This is a genomic window from Myxococcus sp. CA039A, assembly GCF_013336645.1.
GTDB lineage: Bacteria > Myxococcota > Myxococcia > Myxococcales > Myxococcaceae > Myxococcus > Myxococcus llanfairpwllgwyngyllgogerychwyrndrobwllllantysiliogogogochensis.
On sequence record NZ_JABUMQ010000108.1, the window covers coordinates 1 to 19904 of the forward strand.

Annotated in this window: 17 protein-coding genes; 10 read left to right on the forward strand and 7 right to left on the reverse strand. The window is 69.4% G+C overall.

The features are described from left to right. Positions 1-534, forward strand: a 534-nt coding sequence (locus HR086_RS19380; protein WP_174466348.1) for an alpha/beta hydrolase, incomplete at its 5' end; no start/stop codon positions are given. 9 nt (positions 535-543) lie between these two features. Here HR086_RS19380 and HR086_RS19385 read toward each other — a convergent pair. Genes HR086_RS19385 through HR086_RS19395 form a run of 3 tightly spaced genes read right to left on the reverse strand, consistent with a single transcriptional unit; the run spans position 544 to position 3556 of the window. Next, positions 544-1959, reverse strand: a complete 1416-nt coding sequence (locus tag HR086_RS19385; protein ID WP_174453100.1) for a M14 metallopeptidase family protein — start codon at positions 1957-1959, stop codon at positions 544-546. Between the two features lie 23 nt (positions 1960-1982). Then, on the reverse strand, positions 1983-2882 hold the full coding sequence (locus HR086_RS19390) for a type VI immunity family protein (RefSeq protein WP_174453099.1): 900 nt from the start codon (positions 2880-2882) through the stop codon (positions 1983-1985). A gap of 23 nt (positions 2883-2905) precedes the next feature. Continuing rightward, positions 2906-3556 (reverse strand): hypothetical protein, encoded by a 651-nt coding sequence (locus tag HR086_RS19395; protein ID WP_174453098.1) that lies wholly within the window; start codon positions 3554-3556, stop codon positions 2906-2908. A 334-nt stretch (positions 3557-3890) separates the two neighbouring features. Between HR086_RS19395 and HR086_RS19400 the strand changes: the two genes are divergently transcribed. From HR086_RS19400 to HR086_RS19420, 5 genes are all read left to right on the forward strand, one after another. Then, positions 3891-4901, forward strand: coding sequence for a DUF2157 domain-containing protein (locus HR086_RS19400; protein WP_174466349.1), 1011 nt, complete (start codon positions 3891-3893; stop codon positions 4899-4901). A 1-nt stretch (position 4902) separates the two neighbouring features. Continuing rightward, a complete protein-coding gene (locus HR086_RS19405; protein ID WP_174461518.1) occupies positions 4903-6006 on the forward strand; it encodes a DUF4401 domain-containing protein in 1104 nt (367 codons plus the stop codon). After that, positions 6006-6620, forward strand: coding sequence for a GDYXXLXY domain-containing protein (locus tag HR086_RS19410; protein ID WP_141647963.1), 615 nt, complete (start codon positions 6006-6008; stop codon positions 6618-6620). The genes HR086_RS19405 and HR086_RS19410 overlap by 1 nt, the downstream gene beginning before the upstream one ends. 94 nt (positions 6621-6714) lie before the next feature. Continuing rightward, on the forward strand, positions 6715-6963 hold the full coding sequence (locus HR086_RS19415; RefSeq protein ID WP_174461519.1) for a hypothetical protein: 249 nt from the start codon (positions 6715-6717) through the stop codon (positions 6961-6963). Further along, positions 6960-7781 (forward strand): biliverdin-producing heme oxygenase, encoded by an 822-nt coding sequence (locus tag HR086_RS19420; RefSeq protein WP_174466350.1) that lies wholly within the window; start codon positions 6960-6962, stop codon positions 7779-7781. The genes HR086_RS19415 and HR086_RS19420 overlap by 4 nt, the downstream gene beginning before the upstream one ends. Here HR086_RS19420 and HR086_RS19425 read toward each other — a convergent pair. After that, positions 7751-8554, reverse strand: a complete 804-nt coding sequence (locus HR086_RS19425; protein WP_141647960.1) for an SDR family NAD(P)-dependent oxidoreductase — start codon at positions 8552-8554, stop codon at positions 7751-7753. The two genes, HR086_RS19420 and HR086_RS19425, sit on opposite strands and share 31 nt — an antisense overlap. Before the next feature lie 82 nt (positions 8555-8636). After that, on the reverse strand, positions 8637-10361 hold the full coding sequence (locus HR086_RS19430) for a sigma-54 dependent transcriptional regulator (RefSeq protein ID WP_174453647.1): 1725 nt from the start codon (positions 10359-10361) through the stop codon (positions 8637-8639). 328 nt (positions 10362-10689) lie between these two features. Between HR086_RS19430 and HR086_RS19435 the strand changes: the two genes are divergently transcribed. From HR086_RS19435 to HR086_RS19450, 4 genes are all read left to right on the forward strand, one after another. Beyond that, positions 10690-14148: a serine/threonine-protein kinase PknK gene (locus HR086_RS19435; RefSeq protein WP_174461520.1), complete on the forward strand. Its 3459-nt coding sequence runs from the start codon at positions 10690-10692 to the stop codon at positions 14146-14148. 66 nt (positions 14149-14214) lie between these two features. Next, complete coding sequence (locus tag HR086_RS19440) at positions 14215-14865, forward strand: hypothetical protein (RefSeq protein WP_174461521.1); 651 nt, start codon at positions 14215-14217, stop codon at positions 14863-14865. An 83-nt stretch (positions 14866-14948) separates the two neighbouring features. Then, positions 14949-16130, forward strand: coding sequence for a YcaO-like family protein (locus HR086_RS19445; protein ID WP_305794076.1), 1182 nt, complete (start codon positions 14949-14951; stop codon positions 16128-16130). Further along, positions 16127-17479 (forward strand): TfuA-like protein, encoded by a 1353-nt coding sequence (locus HR086_RS19450; protein WP_174466352.1) that lies wholly within the window; start codon positions 16127-16129, stop codon positions 17477-17479. Before HR086_RS19445 ends, HR086_RS19450 begins: the two co-directional genes overlap by 4 nt. Positions 17480-17574: 95 nt before the next feature. Here the strand turns inward: HR086_RS19450 and HR086_RS19455 are convergent, their stop codons facing one another. Both HR086_RS19455 and HR086_RS19460 read right to left on the reverse strand, forming a co-directional pair. Continuing rightward, complete coding sequence (locus HR086_RS19455) at positions 17575-18732, reverse strand: methyltransferase domain-containing protein (protein WP_373564327.1); 1158 nt, start codon at positions 18730-18732, stop codon at positions 17575-17577. A 74-nt stretch (positions 18733-18806) separates the two neighbouring features. Next, the gene (locus tag HR086_RS19460) at positions 18807-19901 is read right to left on the reverse strand and encodes a lysylphosphatidylglycerol synthase transmembrane domain-containing protein (RefSeq protein ID WP_254624860.1); all 1095 of its coding nucleotides are present in this window, start codon (positions 19899-19901) and stop codon (positions 18807-18809) included. Positions 19902-19904: the final 3 nt, after the last annotated feature.

Here is a 19904-nt window from a genome sequence, read left to right on the forward strand (position 1 = left end):
GGTCACTCGCTGGGCGGGCTGGTGGGGCTGGAGCTGAGCCTGCGGGCTCGTGTGCCGGTGGAGCGGCTGGTGCTCGTGGACAGCATGGGGCTGGGTCCGGAGCTGGAGCGCAAGGCCCGCGTCTTCTTCCGCGCGGGACCGGAGCGACTGGCGCGCTCCCTGGGGCCCTGGGCCTGGGCGCGGATGATGCCTCCGGTGCCGACGCCCTTGGGAATGCGGCTCGGGGAGCTGGAGTACGAGCTGGTGGCGGCCCCTGGCGGACGTGACGAGGCGACGCGGGCCTTCAATCGACTGGTGCCCCTGACGGGGCCCGTGTTCCACCACCGCGAGCGGCTGGCCGAAGTGAAGGTCCCCGTGCTCCTCATCTGGGGTGAGCGTGAGGACGTCCTGCCCCTGTCGCTCGCCGAGGAGGCCCTGCGGCGATTTCCGCGCGCGCGGTTGCTGCGCGTGGACGCGGCGCACAGCCCTCATCAGGAGCGCCCCGAGCGCGTGCTTCCGGAGCTGAAGGCGTTCCTGGAGGCGGAAGCTCCGTAGCGGATCGGCTCAGGGGTCGAAGCGGATGATGCGTTCGATGCGGAAGGTGTCGGACGCCTCCAGCGGCTTCAGGAGCATCAGGTCCGCGCGCTGGCCCAGTGACAGGGACTGCTTCGCGGGACGGGTGAGCCGGTACGTGTCCCCGGGCTTCGCGCCCTTGCCCGTCAGCGGCACGACGAAGAGTCCCTTGCCGTCCACGGTCTCGACCGCACCGAGGATGCGCAGGTCGCCCAACTCCTCGACCTTGCCCACGTGCGCGAGCAGGAGCTTCTTTCCCTGGCCGCGCACGGCGCGACTGACGGCGATGCCCACGTCGCCCGTGAAGGGCTTGCCGTCCGCGCCGAACATGCCGACGCCCTTGAGCAGCAGGTGGACGAGGCCGGAGCTCTCGTTCTCGGGGATGGAGTCGTAGCGGGAGACGTCGGCCTTTTCGGCCTGGCCATTCGCCAGGGCATCCAGGGCCGTGGCGAGCGCGACGAAGTTGAGGCGGACCAGGGGCTCGTCTGGCGGCAGGGACAGCCACGCGCCGGTCTCGATGAGGACGGTGGGCGTTCCCCAGAGCGTCATGTTGTCGCCGAAGGCACGCACCTCGAAGGAGTCGTCGTAGCGGCCGACCTGCCCGGGCGCGAGCGTCTCCACGGCGTCTCGAATCACCGCGCAGACCTTCTTCGCGAGGATGCGTCCGGGGTTGTCGCTCCGGGCGCGGTCGAAGGCGGGGGCGAGCAGGGAGATGGAGGCGGGGCGACCGGTGTCGCCCACCGCGTGACGCCAGCTCTGGTTGTGGAGGTTGAAGCCGACGGAGGGTTGGAACTTGTCGCGCAGGGACTTGAGGGTGCGGGCCTCGGGCGTCTGGAGCGCAAGCGCGTCCCGGTTGATGTCGATGCCCTGGGCATTGCGACGCTGGAAGCGCTCGGCGCCGTCGGGGTTGAGCATGGGCACGGCGTGGAGGGTGAGGCTGGAGAGCAGCCGCGCGACCCACGGTTCCTGGCGATGCGTGCGGAGATACTCGAAGAAATCGAGCAGCGCGGTGGTCGCGGTGGGCTCGTCGCCGTGCATCTGCGACCAGAGGAGGATGTGGCGCGGGCCGGTGCCCAGGGTGACGTGGTAGAGCGCGCGCCCTTCCACCGAGTGCCCCGCGACCTCCAGTTGGAACAAGTCGGGAGCGCGGGCCTGGAGGGCCTTGAGGTGTTGCTCCACGTCGGGGTGCCGGACGAGCGGCGCCACCGGGAGCGCCTTCGAGTGGACCTGCTCCCACCGCGCCGCGAGCGCCTGGGGGCCGGGGATGGAGACGGAGGAAGAGGAGGACATGGCGGGAGCGGCGGACTGCGCGGAGCGGGCGTGGACCGTGCCCACGAGGCCCCAGGTGAGGACGAGGAAGCAGCGAGCGACGAATCGACTGTAGCGACTGCGTCCGACGTGGTGCATGGCGGTGTCCTTAAGGTCGCGAGTCAATCAAGGAAGCGGCGCTCCCAGCGACGGATTTCTTCTGGGGTGAGGTTCCCCCAGTAGGCATCACCGTGGGTGTACATCCACGGTTCGAGGACACGCGCCAGCTCACGGTAGTGCGGCAACGTGTCTCCATTCTCCAGGTCTCCAGCTTCGGGCCACTCACCCAGGGACACCACTGCTCGGTCTCCCGACATCTCCTGAACGGTGGTGCCCGGAGATTTCAGTTGAGCGCGCAGCCCCGCCACACCACCCAGCCCTCCGAGGATGGGTTGGCCCAGGAAGGTGAGCCAGGAGGCCCCGCGGGTTCTCGAACCCATGACGCGACGGAGCTCGTCTATTCCTGGGAGGTCGAAGCCCGGGTGGCGTTGGCTCAGTTCCCGAACGACAGGAGTGTTATCTCTCATCCAAGCAGCCATGTGAAATGACAGTCCCGCGTGTCCCGAAACAAACGGCAGTTCCGCACCCAGCTCCATGGCGAGGTCACGAACTCGGCCCGCTCCATGTTCAAGCAAGTATTCGGTGGGCAGGTAGAACTCCACCGACGATATAGGCCGGTGCTGCTCGGACTCTCCCCAGGACTCTATTGGGGACTCTCCTCGATACTTGAATGAATGACTCAGCAACGTTGAGCCATCACTCAGCCTGATGCGCGCGCCTAGCGGTGCCTCGAACTCTGCCTGAACGAACGCCCGACCCTTCGCGTCGAGTTCTCGCCAGTCACCTTCATCATCAACGTACAGGGCAAGCGACTCGGGTCCCATCGCGGCTTCATAGTGGGACAACGACTTCTTCACTGCTTGCGAAATCTCGCTGTGATTACGGTCCACATAGAAGGTGATGCTCACGCTGTCTCGCAGGATGACGATCTCTTCATCCTCCGTTTCAACAAGGAACGGCAAACATATCCGTGGGTATCGTGGACTCATCTTGTGATCCCGTGTCCCGGTGAGACGTGGACAGATCGCAGCCTTGGCGTCAGGACCGCATCGTACAACTCCCCTTGCGTGAGCCGTCTTCCAGAACCATCCGTTGCAGAGGTCCGTCCCCAGTCGGGCACTCTCAAATCTGAACACGGGAATTTGAAGTCGTAGACCCTCTGCACGGAAAGGGGATTTCCCGAAGCATGGATGACAATGTCCGGAACGAGCGTTCCCGACAAGAGATGGAACAAGCCTTCATCAAGCCAGCGGCGTACCTCTTCGGGGTCAAGCAACCGCAGCCTGCCCGTCTTCGGGTCTCGGAAGTAGCGAGGCTCCACGCTGAAGCTCCCCGGGAACCGCTCGCTCAATCGCGCACGGGCACATTCCAGCGCGACCTCGTGCTTGGCACTCCCCATTTCCATCGCCCACGTCACCACGTTGTTCCTGGCATCGCGTCGCACCTCCTTCTCACACCACTCCCGGGTCGGTCGCTTCCCTTCTCCCAGCATCCGCTCATTCACCTCGAGGTTGGCCCGCTTCGCGCAGTCCACGAGGATATCCTCGACCTGGGCGAGCTCCGCCGCCTCCAGGAACCGGAGCGGCGCGACCACCGTCCGCGCCCCCGAAGCGGCGCGCGACAGCCACGGCAACACGGCATCGTCTCCCACCTGCGTGTAACAGGCGGGATTTCGCAGACATGCGTTCGTCGCCGAGTCCACCGTCTGCTCGTAGCGACCCGACCGTTCGTGCCGCCCCGTGCTCGTCGTCGAGCACCCGGCCAGCAACACGCAGACCCACCACGCCACGGCGCGAAGCACGGCGGACGAGACCTGGGACATGGACTCCGCTCCCTCCCGAACGGCACCACCCGACCTCGACTGCTCGCGACGCGGGCAACCTACCACGCGCCTTCGTGGACACGACGGGGCTCGCAACCCACCCGCGCGGCACCCCGTGACGCCCGCGTCTTGGCTACACTGCGCGACCGTGCCGAAAGACCTGCTCGACCTCGATGCGACCCCCGAGCGCCTCCGCGCGCTCACGGACGCCAGAGTCATCCCTCCATCCAACCTGGAGCGCGCGCTCTACCTGTCCACCGCGTCGCCTCCCGCCGAAGCCTGGCGCCGCTTCGTGTCGTCCACGCTGCTGGGACTCGGCGCGCTGCTGGTGCTCTCCGGCGTCATCTACTTCTTCGCCTACAACTGGGCCGCCCTGCACCGCTTCGGCAAGCTGGGCCTCATCGCCGCCGCCATCGCCGGCACCGCGCTGGGCGCTCGCAAGCTCGGCGACAGACTCGCGGGCCAGCTCTGCCTGCTCGCCGCCTCCGTCCTCGTCGGCGCGCTGCTCGCCGTCTACGGACAGGCCTACCAGACGGGCGCGGACCCATACGAGCTGTTCATCGGGTGGGCCGTCCTCATCCTCCCGTGGGTCGCCATGTCGCGCTTCCCACCCCTGTGGATGCTGCTCGTCATCCTCGCCAACACCGGCCTCGTCCTGTTCCAACAGCAGGTCCTCGGAGACACGGATCGCCTCATCACCTGGCTCGCGGTGGCTCTCGGCCTCCTCAACGGCTTCGCCTGGGCCACCTACGAACACTTCGCCAACCTGCGCGTCCCCTGGCTCCAGGACCGGTGGATGCCTCGCGTGCTCGCGGCGATGACCACCGCTCCCCTGCTCGCCGCCGGGGAGGCCTTCATCGTCATCCCCTCCGAAGTCGGCTCCGGCGCCGTCGTCGCCCTGCTCCTGCTCGTCGCGACCTTCGCCGCCGAATACGCGCTCCACCGCCACCTTCACGGTGAGCTGTTCCTGCTCACCATCGGCGTGCTCAGCCTCATCACGCTCATCACCACCGTCGCGGGCCGCATCCTCATCGTCGACATGGATGCCGACGAGCTCACCCTCTTCATCCTTCCATTCGTCCTCATCGGACAGGTCGCGCTCGCCGTCAGCTGGCTGCGCGCCGAGGCCCGCGCCACTGGCGCCACCGAGGAGTCCTGACATGTCCCTGCGTCCCTCCCTGCGACACGTCATCCAGGAACTCCAACGCGAGCACCAGCTCGACGAGCACGCCGAGGCCCGCGCGCTCGCCACCCTGGAGGTCCACCAGCGCTCCAGCACCGCCACACCCTGGTTCGTCAAAGCCCTCGCCGGCTTCGGTGCCTGGGTGTCCGCCGCCTTCCTGCTGAGCTTCTTCGGCTGCACCGGCCTCTACAAGGAAGAGGCCGCCCTCCTCTGCCTCGGCGTCCTGCTGTGCGTCGGCGCCACCTTCCTCCGACGCTCGGGCCAGGGTGCCTTCCTGGAGCAACTCGCCCTCGCCCTGGCTCTGGCCGGCGTGGGACTGACGACCAGCGGCATCGCCTTCATGGCCCGTGACGAAATCATCCCCGCCGTCGCGCACTTCATCGTCTGCGCGGCGTTGCTCGTCACCTTCCCAGACCCCGTCATGCGCTTCCTCGCCACGTTCAACATGGCTGGCGCCGCGCTCTTCATCCTCTGGGATGCGCTGGGCGGAGTGGGACTGGACCTCGGCATCCTCGCGTGCGCGGCGCTCGCGCACGGCCTCTTCCTCTTCCAGTCGCGCCTGAGCGCCGGTCCCCGGGGCGCGCTCGTCGGCCCCGCGGCCTTCGCGCTCGCGAGCGGACTGCCGCTCGTGCTCCTCGCGCGAGGCCTGCCCGACGTCATCGGCACCTTCCTCTTCGAGCGCGCGGCCCTGCCCATCCCCGCCCTCACCGTGGGCCTCACCACCATCACCCTCTTCACCGCCTGGAACGTCATGAGGGAGCTGGAGCTGGACCCCACCGGCGTCGCGGGCGCGGCTGTCTTCGCCGCCCTCACCGTGACGGCCCTCATCACCCCGCACACGCCCGCGGTCATCGCCGCCGTCGGATTGCTCACGCTCGGCTTCCATCGCCGCAGCAGCATCCTGCTCGGCATCGCCGTCGCGTTCCTCATCGCCTCGGGCGCCTGGTACTACTACGACCTGGGCCTCACCCTGCTGGCCAAGGCCATCGCGCTGGCCGGCAGTGGGCTCGTCCTGCTCGCGCTCAGATGGGTCCTCACACGGCGCTACCCCACGGCCTCCACGCCGGCGGAGGCACGCTGATGCGTTCAATCCTCTTCTTCGTCGGACTCGCGCTCGCGCTCCTCGTTCCGCTCGGCCTCGTCGCCCAGAAGGAGCACGTCCTCGCCACCGGGCAGACCGTGCTGCTGGAGCTGGCCCCTCGAGACCCTCGCTCGCTGATGCAGGGCGACTACATGGTGCTCGACTACGCCCTCACCCGCGCCCTCAACGTCGACGGCCTCGACGGCCCCAGCTCCGGCCTGCTCGTGCTCAAGCTGGATGAACACGGCGTCGGCCGCTTCGTGCGCATGGACAGCCCCGACCAGCCCCTCGCCCCCGGCGAGTTCAAGCTGAGCTACCGCACGCGCAAAGGCAGGACACGCCTGGGTGCCGAGTCCTTCTTCTTCCAGGAAGGTCACGCGGACCACTACGCCCGTGCGCGCTACGGAGAGCTGCGCGCCGCCACCAACGGCTCCAGCGTCCTCGTCGGACTCAGGGACGAGCAACGCCAGCCGCTCGGCGCCGGGCCCGACCCGGAAGCGTCTCCCACCGACGACACGCCACCGTCTCTCATCAACGAAATGGCGCCGTCCCCCACCGACGACACGCCACCGTCTCCCACCGACACGGAAGTGGCACCCACCGACACGCCGTAACCCCACCGCGCCCTCTCGGGATTGACTCCCGGGCGGGTTTCGCGCATCATCTTATTGATTTCGATAATCAAAATCAAAATCAAGGAGACACGAGATGCTCGGTCAGGGATGCGGCAAGAGAGTGCTCGCGCGGGGGCCATGCGCCGAGGTGACGCGATGCACCTGTGGTCACATCCATCTGGCGCTGGGTCCGGTGACGATTCGGGTGGAGGAGGAGGTCCTCCGCGCCATTGGCCTGACGATGGCGGAGGCGCTGCAGAACCTGGATGAGCCGGAGCAGGGCCACGCCGAGGGGTCCGATTCCGAGTCGATGCCTTCGCTGCTGGGCGGGTGGAAGCAGTGAGCGCCACCGGCACCCTGAGGGTGTCGCGCACGGAGCAGTCCGCGCGCGTGCGGCGACTGAGCGAGAGCGAGGCGGACGCGGCCGCCCCGGCGGCTCCTCGTGTGACAGCGGCGCCCCTGTCCGTGTTGCTCACGGAAGGCACGGCGCGGGCCCACGAGCAGGCCGAGCGCTCCGTCTTCCTCCAGTCCCTCTTCGTCGACAGCTGGGACGGCATCTACGGCCAGTTCGTCCGGGCCCAGCACTACGTCAGCTACCTGCGCCAGCTCCACGTGCTCTACGCGACGTTCGAGAGCGTGCTGCCGCGCGTGGCCCGCACCGCGCTGACGCCCGTGCTGCTGATGCCGGAGCTGCGCCGCGCCAGCGCGCTGGAAGCAGACCTGGCCTACTTCTGCGGCGAGACGCGCACGGAGACCTTCGCGTGCGTGGAGACGCGCCTGCACGCGGAGCGGCTGCGCGAGGTGGCGGAGGATGCGCCGCATCTGCTCGTGGCGCATGTCTATGCGCGGTGCGTGCTGGACTTCTTCGCCGCGCCGGAGCGCGCACGGGTCATCTCAAGCGCCTTCGAGCTGGACGACGCGCGCGGCACGCTGTTCCACGGCACGGCCACGCCGACGGAGCTCTCGGAGTTCCGCGTGCGGCTCCACTCGCGCATCGACGGGCTGGAGCTGGAAGAGGACGAGGCGCGCGAAATCATCCAGGAGGCGCGCATGGCCTTCCGGCTCCAGGCGCTCGTGTGTGACGAGCTGGCGCGAGGCGCGACGGGAATCGCCCCCGCTTCGGGCGGTGGCTACCGGGGCGGATTCAGCGTGTCCCAGTAGCTGTGCAGACCCCGCAGGTGACTGCCACCGTCCACGAAGAGGCTCTCTCCCGTCACCCAGGAGGACTCCTCCGAGCACAGGAAGGTGACGGCGCGGGCCACGTCCTCGGGCATCCCATGGGCGCGGCCCAGGGGGGTGCGCGCGAGCAGTTCGCGGCGCACCGACGGCTCGTCGATGAAGGCGGCGGCCACGGGCGTGAGGGTGGCGCCCGGCGCGACGACGTTGACGCGGATGCCATGGCGCCCCAGCTCCAGCGCCGCTGACCGCGACAGCTGGGCCAGCGCCGCCTTGGAGGCGGAGTAGTGAGCGAACCCCTCCGTCACCACCTCCTGGCAGACAGAGGTGATGTTCACCACCGCGCCGGCGCGCTTCTCGGCGATGAGCGCGCGGGCGAACGTCTTCAGCATCAGGAAGGGCCCCTTCAGGTTCACCGCGAGCACGCGGTCCAGCTCCTCCTCGGGCAGGTCCACGAGCAGCGTCAGGGAGAGTGAGCCCGCGTTGTTCACCAGGATGCCGGGCAGCCCCAACTGCTCCGTGGCGAAGGCGTGGGCGCGCGCGACGTCCTCCGCCCGACACACGTCCCCGGCGAAGGGGACGGCGCGAGCACGCCCCTCCGCTTCGCGATTGAGGCGCTCGGCGGCGTCCGCCACCTTCGTCTCCGTTCGTCCGAAAACCAGCACGCTGGTGCCCTCGCGCATGAGGCGCGAGGCGACAGCCAGACCGATTCCCTGCGCGCCACCCGTGACGATGGCGCTGTTCGAGAGGAGCTTCACGGTTCACCCCCGGGCATCGTGGACCCGGAAGCTAGCAACGGCTCCTCTCGACGAGGATTGTACCGCGGGCCACTGGCCGGACTCAGGCCGCCTCGTCCTCGGACAGGAGGTCCGCGAAGGGCGAGCTCTCCTCACCGAGGGCCTTGTAGAGCGCCTCCACCTTCTCCAGCTCGCGCTTGAGCGCCTTGTGGTGGTTGCGGTTCTTCACCAGGCTCTCGCGGCCCAACAGCTTGAAGCCGTCGTCCCGCCCCACCTGCCGGATGGCCATGCCCAGCACCAGCCCGCGGAACGCATCCGCCAGGTCCAGGTCCAGAGGCGCGTTGCGACGCCGCGCCTCCGCGACGAACGCCTGCGCGGCGGCCCGCAGCGCTTCCGGCAGCGGCTTGCTGCCCGGCGCCTGCTCGTAGTCCAGCGCCCGCGCGACGTGCTTCTCGTGGAGCACCAGCTCTCCACCGGAGACGGCGTGCTCCACCATGGCCAGCGTGTAGGCGCGGCGGACGATGTTGTCGAGCTGCCGCAGGTTGCCCGGCCACGAGCTGCCCACCAGCATTCGCTCCGCGTCCTGCGTCACGCGCGCGTTGCCCTCGGGGGAGCGCTCGCGGTGCCGCCGGTTCACCATGTACTGGGCCCAGAGCGGAATCTCGTCCTGGCGCTCCTGCAAGGCCGGCATGCGCACCGGCAGCACGTTGACGCGGTAGTAGAGGTCCTCGCGGAAGCGGCCCGCACGCACCTCCGCGTGCAGGTCCGCGTTGGTGCCGATGATGAAGCGCACGTCCGCCTGTCGCTCGCCGGTGCCCTCGCCCAACGGCCGGTAGCTGCGCGACTCCAGCAGATGCAGCAGACCCGCCTGAGCCTTCAGCGACAGCTTGTCGATTTCGTCGATGAACAGCGTGCCGCCATCCGCGCGCGCCACGCTGCCGGGCGCGTCCCTCACCGCACCGGTGAAGGCGCCCTTCTTCCAGCCGAAGAGCTCCGCCATCTGGAGGTCCTCGGGCACCGTCACCAAATCCAACGTCTCGAAGGGCTTGGCGCGACGGTTGGAGCGCTCGTGGCACCAGCGCGCCAGCCGCGACTTGCCCGCGCCCGTCGCGCCGCTGATGAGGATGGTCTCATCCTGCAACGCGAAGACGCGCAGGATGGGCAGGAGCTCCGCCATGGAGCGGCCCACCACGGGCAGGTACTCGTCCACCTCCGGCGTGGCCACCGGACGCTGCGGCAGCCCCGCGAGGTACGGCGAGGCCACGTCCGCGAGCAACTGGAGCTGCTCGCCGGCTTCGCGCCAGACGAACTCCTGCCCCATCGCCGCCAGACAATCAGCCTCCAGGGAAATCATCCCCTCGATGCTGCCGCCCGGCGTGCGCAGCGGCAGCACGCAGACGTGCGTCGCATGGCGCCCCAGGAAGCGCTGGCGGCTCTCGTTGCTGTGGAAGCCCGCCAGTCCCGGGTCACCCGTCACGGGCGCGTCCGGCGCATGCGGCTGCACCGTGCCCACGTTGACGTCGATGGACACCGCGCAGCGGTGCTCCACCACCGCGCGCCACGCCGTGGCCGAGGTGAAGAACGGGGTCCCCACACTCGCATCCGTAATCTCTGTTGCTCCCACATCGAGCGCGGCAAGGCGACGATAAGCCTCGCCTGGGCGCAGGTGGACGATTCCTCGGAGCACTCGGGCGCGGGCTGCGTACCGACTGGACGCAACAGCGTCCTGGGCTACGGCCAACATGCGCTTCAGGGTGGTGGCCGCGGCCGTCTCGAAATCCTTCGCCCCCCGCAGCGCGCTCATGAGCTGCGGCATCTCCTCGTGCATCCACTCGCCTCCGTCCGGTGCCATCCGAGAGTACCCGCCAAGGGCCGCTTCGGAAGGAGGCAGTGTAGCGGAGATGAAGAACGCGGAAGGAGCGGCCCCTCCTTCCGCGTTCCCGAACCTCGCTGACGGCTGGGCGCCCGGTTGCTCGCGACGCCACGCGGAAACACCATGCGCGGTTCATGCCAACACCTCGTTTCACGTCTTTTCAGGGGGTTGACTGGAGAGGGGGGCTCTGGAGGCCCGAAACCGCGTCCAAGTGGAACGCAGCTGCGTCCAGATGCGACGCAGATGGGACGTGCCAGGGGGTGTCGCTATGCTCGGAGCCCCTATGACGGCACCAGTGATGCTCCCAGAGCTGCCCGGCGTGGGAGCGAAAATCGGCCCCTACGAGCTGCTCGAGGTGCTCGGCCAGGGAGGCATGGGAGTCGTCTACCGGGGGTGGAACCCGGCCACCGGCGAGGCCGTGGCCGTCAAGACGGTGCGTGCGGCCACCGAGGTGCCGTTGGCCAGCATCCGTCGGGAAATCCATGCGTTGCGCCGCCTCAGACACCCCGGAGTCGTACGCATCGTCGCGGAGGGGGTGGCACACGGACTGCCCTGGTACGCCATGGAGCTGCTCCGGGGGCAGACACTCCGCGGGGCGACTCGCGCCCCCTCTTCCGACGCACTGGCTGCGTCCCGGTTGAACGCAACGCTCACCCTGATGCGGAGGTTGTGCTCGGCCCTGGCCTTCCTCCACGCCAACGGCCTGGTGCATCGAGATCTGAAGCCGGAGAACGTCTTTCTGCGTCCTGATGGGACGCCGGTGCTGGTGGACTTCGGCATCGCCGCGCGCTTCGGAGGCTCGCGGGGCCGGGAGACGCTGGAGGTGAGCGGCGCCGTGGTGGGGAGCGACACGTACATGGCCCCGGAGCAGCTCCGGGGTGACTACGTGGACGCCCGCGCGGACCTCTACGCCCTGGGGTGCATGCTCTACGAGCAGCTCACCGGACGGCCCCCCTTCATTCCCGGCCGCGAGGGGCCGCTGCCGCACCAGCACCTGCATCTGACGCCCGTTCCTCCGTCGCTGCGCGTGGAGGGGATGCCCGCGGAGCTGGACGCGCTGGTGCTCCGGCTTCTCGCCAAGCGCCCCCAGGAGCGGCCCGGTTACGCGGAGGATGTGTCGTCCGCGCTGGAGGCGCTCGGCGCGGAGGAAGGCGAGGAAGGCGCCGCCACCACGCCCCGGACGCCGGCCTACCTGTACCGCCCGGACCTGGCCGGGCGCGGCGGAGAGCTGGGACGGCTGACGGAGGCGCTGGATTCGGCGGCGCGAGGCCAGGGAGGCCGCGTCTTCCTGGGCGGAGAGAGCGGCGCGGGCAAGACGCGGCTGGCGCTGGAGCTGGCGTCGGAAGCTGGCTGGCGGCGCATGACGGTGGTGACGGGCGAGTGCGTCCCGGTGGCCATGGGCGGCGCGGACCTGCATGCCTCGCCCCTGCACCCACTGCGTCCGCTGCTCCTGGCCGTCGCGGACCGGTGCAACGAGCGAGGCGCGGCCGAAGCGGAGCGCCTGCTCGGCCCGCGCGGTCGCGTGCTCGCCGCGTATGAGCCTTCCCTCATCCAACTCCCCGGCCAGCCAGAGCAACCCGAGCCCCCGCCCCTGCCCGCTCCAGAGGCACGCGCCCGGGTGCTGGCCGCGCTGCGCGAGACGCTCCGGGCCTTCGCGGAAGCGCAGCCGTTGCTGCTCGTGCTGGACGACCTCCAGTGGGCGGACGAGCTGACGCTGAGCTTCCTCCTGGAGCTGGATGCGCGGCACCTGGCATCGCGCCCCGTGCTGCTCGTCGGCACGTACCGGATGGACGAGATGGGCGCGGCGCTGCGCGCGGTGGTGGGCGCGCCGGACGCGGTGCGCGTGGAAGTGGGCCGGCTGGACGCCACCAGCGCGGGGAAGATGGTGCGCGGCATGCTGGCGCTGCGCGAGGTGCCCGGCCCCTTCGTCGACGCCCTGGTGCGCGAGACGAGCGGCAACCCCTTCTTCATCGCCGAATACCTGCGCGCCGCCATCGACGCGGGGCTGCTCTTCCGCGCGCCGTCCGGGGAGTGGCTCTTCGAGGCAGGCGGCACCGCGGGCAGCCGTCCCCTGCCCCTGCCGGGCAGCATCGCCGAGCTCATCGAGCGCCGGCTGTCCGACCTGGGCGCGGACGGGCGCGCGCTGGCGGAGGTGGCGTCGGTGCTGGGGCGCGAGCTGGATGGTGAGCTGCTGCTCGCCACCGCCGCGCTGCCGGAGAGCGCGGGGCTGGAGGCGGTGGAGGAGCTGCGCCGTCGGCAGGTCCTCGAGGAGTCCGGCGGCGGCCGGCTGCGCTTCGTCCACGACAAGCTGCGCGAGGTCGCCTACGCGCGCATCGCCGACGAACAGCGTCGCGTGCTGCACCACCGCTGCGCCCAGGGCCTGGAGCTGCGCGAGGCGGGGGCGCCGAGGGGCCTCACGCCCCAGGCCGCGGCACTGGCCCACCACTGGTCTCGCGCCGGCGTGCCGACTCGCGCAAGCGTGTGGTTCGCTCGCGCGGGAGACTCGGCTCGCGCCGCCTACGCCAACGGCGACGCCATCACCTTCTACGAGTCCGCCGTGCGCGAGGCCGCGGCGTCCACCCGGAACGCGGATGCGTCCGCCGCGGACGCGAGCACGGTGGCCCTGGACGCCGTCTGGGAGGGATTGGGCGAGGTGCTCGCGCTCACCGGACGGCAGGAGGAAGCGCGACAAGCGTTCCTGGAGGCCCTGGCACGGATTGAGCAGAGCCAGCCCGTCCGTCGCGCCAACGTGCTGCGGAAGGTGGGCAAGTCCTTGCAGACGCACCATCAAAACGAGGAAGCGCTGCGCGTCTATGCCCAGGCTCAAGCCGAGCTGGGTCCGATGCCCGACAGCGTCTCCTCCGCCCCGGGCCAGGTCGAGGCCGCCTGGTGGCATGAATGGGTGCAACTGCAGGGCGAGCGAATCACCGTCCACTACTGGCTGGCCCAGCTCGACGAGATGCGGGCCCTGGTGGAAGGCGTGCGCCCGGTGATGAGGGCCCACGGCACGCCGCTGCAACGCGCGCGCTTCTTCAACTCGCTGGTACAGATGCAACTGCGCAGCGAGCGCTATCAAGCATCAACGGAAACCGTGGCCCACGCCCGGGCCTACGCGGAAGCCGCGTTGGAGGCAGAGGGGGACGCGGAGCACGCGGGAGCCCGGTGCGTGGTCGCCATGGTGTTGCTCTTCCATGGCGCCCTGGATGAGGCCCAGTCGTGGATGGAGGACGCGCTCAAGGGCGCGGAGCGGTTGGGTGACGTGACGTTGCAGACGCGGTGTCTGAGCTATCTCACCGTCATCCTCCGGCTGCGCGGGCAGGTGTCCGCCGCGAGCGAGACGACGGCGCGCACGCTCGAGCTGGCGACGCGCTCCGGCATGGCCGACTACCAGGGCGCGGCGCATGCCCACCGGGCGTGGGTGGCCTCGCGGGCCGGGGATACCGTGCTTTCGCGAGAGGAGGCCACCGAGGCGCTGCGCCTGTGGCAGCCCCTCTCGCTCGTGTTTCCCTTCCAGTGGATGGCGCGCTGGCCCCTGCTCGCCGTGGAGCTGGAGCAGGGTCGGCTGACCGAGGCCCTGGAGCACGCGCGGGCGCTGCTCGCCCACCATCAACAGCGGCTCCCCGACGCGCTCACCCAGCCGCTGTCGACAGCCCTGGAGCACCAGGACGCACGGCGCCTGGAGGACGCTCGGGCGACGTTGCGCCAGGCGTGTGAGTCGGCGCTGCGACTCTGCTATCTGTGACGGATTGACCGACGTGCTCCTTCCCCGTCGCGGGCGTAAGGCCCGTGGCCCATTCCCGAGGTGCGCATGGCAGGCCCTTACTCGTATTTCTTCTTCAAGCCCGACAGCGTGACCATCCTGGAAGGCTTCAGCACGAAGCTCTCGGTGTGGGGCGTCCCCACGCAGTCTCCCGACAAGCTGGAGAACGTGACGGACCAGATGACCTTCCGGGTGGAGACCGGAGATGGCTCCATCGCCATCTCCCAGCCCAACCCGTCCGTCGTGGAAGTCACCGGCCTGGTATCCAGCGAGAAACACTCCTGGGTCATCGCCCAGCCGAAGCCCAAGGACTCCACGTTCCCGCCCATCGAGGCTCGCGCGGAGTGCGTCGTGGACCAGTCGGACCTGCTCATCTACGCGCCCGATGGGAATCTCTACTGGGTGAAGCCGGAGATGTGGCAGAGCGCGGAGAGAATCTCCCTCGACAGCGAGAGCCTGAGCAGCGCCCTCAAGCCGCTGCTCGAGAACGAGGCGGTGGTGGCCAACCTGCCCGAGCCCCGGAAGCCCGCCACGAGCAGCGAGAGCCCCGTGGGCGGGAGGGCCGAGCCCATCACCTGCTTCCTGCTCAACCTCAACAGCATCCTCCTCAGCTACTCGCCGGACATGCGGCTCAAGGCTGGCCAGCAGGACCCCGTCTCCCGCCCGCCCACCTCCCGCCTCTCCGACTCCAAGCCTTGATGCGCACCGCGGCCCTCGACTCCTCTTCCCCGTCCGCCTCCTCCGGGACGCCCAAGCCGTTCCGACACGGGACACATCGGGTGATGTCGCCCGAGCAGACCCTGGAGCGCGTGCGACGCCTCATGCCCGTCCTGGGCATCACCCGCATCGCCAACGTCACGGGGTTGGACACGATTGGAATCCCCGTCGTCATGGTGACGCGGCCCAATGCGCGCTCGCTGGCGGTGTCCCAGGGCAAGGGCGTCACGCTCGCGGCGGCGAAGGCGTCCGGGGTGATGGAGTCCGTGGAGGGCTACCATGCCGAGCACATCTCGCTGCCCCTGAAGCTGGCCACGTACAACGAGCTGCGCTTCCGCTCGCCCGTGGTCGACGTGGCGGGACTGCCGCGCCTGTCGGTGAGCCTGTTCCATCCCAACTGGCGCATGCTCTGGGTGGAAGGCGTGGACCTGCTCGGCGGCGGTCCGCTGTGGGTGCCGTTCGACATGGTGCACACCGACTTCACGCTGCCGCTTCCCACCGGGAGTGGCGCGTTCCTCATGAGCAGCAACGGGCTGGCCTCGGGGAATCACGTCCTCGAGGCGACGCTCCATGGGTTGTGCGAGGTGGTGGAGCGTGACGCCACCGCGCTGTGGCACGCGGGTGGAGAACGGAGCCAGGCCGCCACGCGGTTGGACCTGGGCACCGTGGACGACGCGGCCTGTCGCGAGGTGCTGGAGACCTATGCGCGCGCGGGCATGGCCGTGGGCGTCTGGGAGACAACGAGCGATGTCGGGGTGCCCGCCTTCGCCTGTTACATCGTCGACCGGGAGTCGGAGCCCTTGCGCCCCGTGGCGGTGGCGGGCGGCATGGGCTGTCACCCGTCGCGGGGCGTGGCGCTGCTGCGGGCTCTGACAGAGGCGGCGCAGAGTCGGCTCACGCGCATCAGCGGGGCGAGGGATGACCTGCACCGCAAGGCGTACGAGGAGGCTCGGGAAGGCGTGGTGGCGGAGCGGCTCCGGACGCGGCTGCGCGAGGAGCCGCCGGTGCGCCGCTTCCAGGATGCTCCCCATCAGGATGCGGAGACGTTCGAGGAGGACCTCGAGTGGGTGCTGGCGAAGGTGCGCGCGGCGGGAGTGACACAAGTGGTCGTGGTGGACCTGACGAAGCCGGAGCTGGGGTTGCCCGTGGTGCGCGTGGTGGTGCCCGGACTGGAGCCCACACATGAAGCACCGGGCTATGTCCCGGGCCCTCGCGCACTGCGCGCCATGCGAGGGGATGGGGCATGAAGGTGTTCATCTTCACGGGCCCCACGCTGCGCCCCGAAGAGGCGAGCCAGGAGCTGGACGTGGTGTACCTGCCTCCCGTGCAACAGGGTGACGTCTACCGGGCCACGTTGGAGAAGCCGGTGGCCATCGGCATCATCGACGGCTTCTTCGAGCATGTGCCCGCCGTGTGGCACAAGGAAATCCTCTGGGCCCTGGCGGAAGGCATCCACGTCTTCGGCGCCGCGAGCATGGGCGCGCTGCGCGCCGCGGAGCTGACGTCCTTCGGAATGGAGGGAGTCGGCGCCATCTTCGAGGACTTCCGGCGAGGCGTGCTGGAGGACGATGACGAGGTGGCGGTGGCGCACGCGAGCGCCGAGGACCACTGGCGGCCCCTGTCCGAGGCGATGGTGAACATCCGCGCCACGCTGGCGGCGGCTCGATTGGGCAACGTGGTGAGTGAGAGCACTCGCGCGGCGTTGGAGCGACTGGCCAAGTCCCTCTTCTACGTGGAGCGGGTGTGGCCCACGGTGTTGACGCGAGCCGCGCAAGAGGGGCTTCCTGGCGCGGAGCTGGAGGCGCTCAAGGCCTGGCTGCCGCGGGGCCGGGTGGACGCCAAGCGCGCGGATGCGGTGGCGCTGCTGCGCGAGATTCGGGCGCGGATGGAGGCGGGGCTCTCGCCCAAGCAGACGCGCTTCCCCTTCCAGCACACCGACGCGTGGGAAGAGGCACGGCGGCGCGCGGGCAGACAGCCGCTGCGCTACGCGGCGAATCCCCTGGAAGGAGTGTCGTCCGAGGCGCTGCTCGATGAACTGCGACTGCGTGGCGGGCTGAAGGAGGCGCAACGGTCGAGCATGGCGCGTGCGCTCGCCGTGGAGGAAGCGCGACGGCTGGGCCGGGAGCCGGGCGTGGCGGAGCTTCGCGCGACGGAAGAGGCGTTGCGGCAGGAGCGGCAGCTCACCCTCGAGACTTTCGAGCAATGGAAGTCGGAGCAGTACGTCGACGATGCCCCTCGCCTTCTGCGCGACGAGTCTCATGTGCGCTGGGTGGAGACCCTCTTCGAGCCAGATGTCCTGCGCCACCTGGCGGACCACCTGCGCCTGACGGGCGAATACGGCGCGCTGGTACAGAGAGCCCGAGACAAGGAACAAGTGCTCACGGAGGCGGGCCTGTCAGCGCCACGCCTGGAGGACGCGGGCATCACCGAGGGCGCCCTGTGGGCCTGGTACTTCGAGGAGCATCAGGGACGGATGGTTCCAAGTCCCATCCAGCAGGCCGCACGCGACGAGGGATTCCCGGACGTGGACTCCATGCGACGGGCCGCGTTGCGTGAGCTCTGCTACGTGCTCGCGAAGGCGGGGGCGGACGCCTGAACACAGACCCAGCCTTCGCTGGGTCTCGTTTCGCCAGGACTTCAGCGCCCGCTCCGGAGGCTTCGTCCGTGACGAAGCCAGTGCCTGCTTCGGAGTCAGCTTCGTCGGCGGGTCGGCTTCTTCGTCGGAGGAGTCGCATCCGGCGCCGTAGCCAGCTTCTTCGTCGGAGGAGTCGCATCCGGCGCCGTGGCCAGCTTCTTCGTCGGAGTAGTCGCATCCGGCGCAGTGGCCACCTTCTTCGTCGCGGCGACCTTCCGCGCCGGAGAGGTCTTCCTCGGCGCAGCCACCTTCTTCTCCGGAGTCACCTTCGCTGCCGGCTTCTTCGCCGCGGCGGCGACCTTCCGCGCCGGAGAGGTCTTCCTCGGCACAGCCACCTTCTTCTCCGGAGTCACCTTCGGTACCGGCTTCTTCGCCGCGGCGACGACCTTCCGCGCCGGCGCGTTCTCGGAAGCCCCCTGCTCCACCGAGCCTGCATCCGGCCGCAGCACGAAGACACGGTCCAGCCGCCGACTGCCGCGTGCCACGGGTGAGCTCACGTCGTAGTCGAAGTCATACGCGGCCACCACGCTCAGCCCCGCATCGCGGAACAACTTGCCCGCCTGCGCCGCGTCGTACGTGCGGAAGAACCACGTCGTCTCGATGAGCCAGTCCTTCCCTGGACCGGTGATGCGCAGTCGGTTGCGCATGGGTGAGCGCCGCGCGCGCCGGTCCGGCAGCCCCTCGTGGGTGTTGCAGACGACCTTGTCCTTGCCCACGCGCCCCAGCCACCTCTCGTGCTCGGGCACGCTCCGCGAGTAGTCGGTGAGGTGGAAGCCGAGCACATAGATGCCGTTGGGCTTGAGCAGCCGTCGCGTGCCCTTCAAGTGCGCGAGCGCCGCCGCCTCGCTGTCCAGGTAGCGGAAGGTGGAGACGAGGTTGTGCGCGACATCCACCTTCCCCTCCAGCGCGGGCTCGAAGAACTCCTCCATGCGCGACGGGGCCAGCTTCACCCGACGACGCTCCGCCGGAGTCAGCCGCTTGCGCGCATGCGCGAGCATGGCCTCGGAGATGTCGTAGCCCGCCACCTTCATGCCGCGACTGGCGGCCTCGGCCACCAACCGTCCCGCGCCACACGCGGGCTCCAGCCACTGCGAGCCTCCCGTGCCATGACGCGCGCTGAGCGCCTGGAGGAAATCCGCCTCCCGCACGGTGTCCGTGCCGAAGATGGCCTCGTAGTACTCCGGGTGCTCGTACCAGTCAGTGCGTTTTTCCATGGATGGGTGCCCGCTCGGGCGCGCGCATCCTCAGGTCCCGCGCGGCGAAAGCCAAGCCAAAGCGTGTCAGCCCCTCACGCGGTCCGCTGTTCTGACGACACCACGGGCGAGGCCGACGACTCGGACCCCGGACTCGACATCGCGTCACGCAGCCGAACCCCGAGCATCCGACGCAGCAGCACCACGCCCAGCGGCAGCGGCAACCACAGGGTGAAACCTCGCAGCAACATCACCGCCGTGAGCCCCACCTCCACGGGCACTCCCAGCGAGGACAGCGTCCCCACCGCGGTGGCCTCGAACGTCCCCACCCCTCCCGGGATGATGCTCAGGGTCATCACCAGCGTCGCCAGCATGAACGCGGCGAACACATCCGGGAAATCCACCGGGTGCCCCACTGCGAAGAACATGCACGAGAGCGTGAGCGCATCCAGCACGAAGGTCGCGAACTGCAACGCGCTCGCACGCACCAGCAGCCACTTGTCGCGCACCAACTCGGGCGGGACCTGGGAGATGGACTCCAGCAGGCCACTGAGCCCGGGGATGCGCCGAGCCCAGCGCGGCGGCTGCCAGCCTCCGTGCCGCGTCAACCAGAGGATTCCGAAGGGCACCGCGCAAGCGAGCGCGGCGAACGCCGTGGCCAACCCCAGGATGGCCGCGTGGAGCTGCGCGCGGAACCAGATGATGAGGATGGAGATGACCACGGCCACCGCATGCGCCGCATAGAAGGACACCATGTCCACCAGCAACGCGGCGGTCGCCACCCGAGGGGGAGCTCCTTCCTTCTGGAGCCCCTTCATCACCACCACCGAGCCACCAATCCCCGCCGTGGGCACCAACTGGTCGAAGGAGAGCTTCATCAATGCCAGCCCCGCGGTGCGCATCCACGGCGCCTTCACCCCCGCCGTGCTCAGCGTCACCAGCCAGCAGCCCGCCATCGTGAGATACGAGAGCACCTGGAGCACGGCACCGGCCAGCAGCCACTCCGGCCGCGCGCGCTTCAGCATCTGGGCAAACTGTCGCTCCTCTCCGAAGCGCAGCACCACGAACGCGATGAACGCGCCCAGCAGCACCACACCTGGAAGCCAGCCCCATACGCTGTGATGTCGCGACGAGCCTTCCGCCGACGCGGAGGGCGGACCACCACCTGAGACGGCGTGTCCGTCATGCATGCG

Excerpts from the sequence above, each read along its gene's own strand:
- HR086_RS19385 (WP_174453100.1), bottom strand. The coding sequence starts at position 1,959 with ATGCACCACGTCGGACGCAGTCGCTACAGTCGATTCGTCGCTCGCTGC.
- HR086_RS19405 (WP_174461518.1), top strand. The coding sequence starts at position 4,903 with ATGTCCCTGCGTCCCTCCCTGCGACACGTCATCCAGGAACTCCAACGC.
- HR086_RS19410 (WP_141647963.1), top strand. The coding sequence starts at position 6,006 with ATGCGTTCAATCCTCTTCTTCGTCGGACTCGCGCTCGCGCTCCTCGTT.
- HR086_RS19415 (WP_174461519.1), top strand. The coding sequence starts at position 6,715 with ATGCTCGGTCAGGGATGCGGCAAGAGAGTGCTCGCGCGGGGGCCATGC.
- HR086_RS19430 (WP_174453647.1), bottom strand. The coding sequence starts at position 10,361 with ATGCACGAGGAGATGCCGCAGCTCATGAGCGCGCTGCGGGGGGCGAAG.
- HR086_RS19435 (WP_174461520.1), top strand. The coding sequence starts at position 10,690 with ATGACGGCACCAGTGATGCTCCCAGAGCTGCCCGGCGTGGGAGCGAAA.
- HR086_RS19440 (WP_174461521.1), top strand. The coding sequence starts at position 14,215 with ATGGCAGGCCCTTACTCGTATTTCTTCTTCAAGCCCGACAGCGTGACC.
- HR086_RS19445 (WP_305794076.1), top strand. The coding sequence starts at position 14,949 with ATGTCGCCCGAGCAGACCCTGGAGCGCGTGCGACGCCTCATGCCCGTC.
- HR086_RS19450 (WP_174466352.1), top strand. The coding sequence starts at position 16,127 with ATGAAGGTGTTCATCTTCACGGGCCCCACGCTGCGCCCCGAAGAGGCG.
- HR086_RS19455 (WP_373564327.1), bottom strand. The coding sequence starts at position 18,732 with ATGGAAAAACGCACTGACTGGTACGAGCACCCGGAGTACTACGAGGCC.
- HR086_RS19460 (WP_254624860.1), bottom strand. The coding sequence starts at position 19,901 with ATGCATGACGGACACGCCGTCTCAGGTGGTGGTCCGCCCTCCGCGTCG.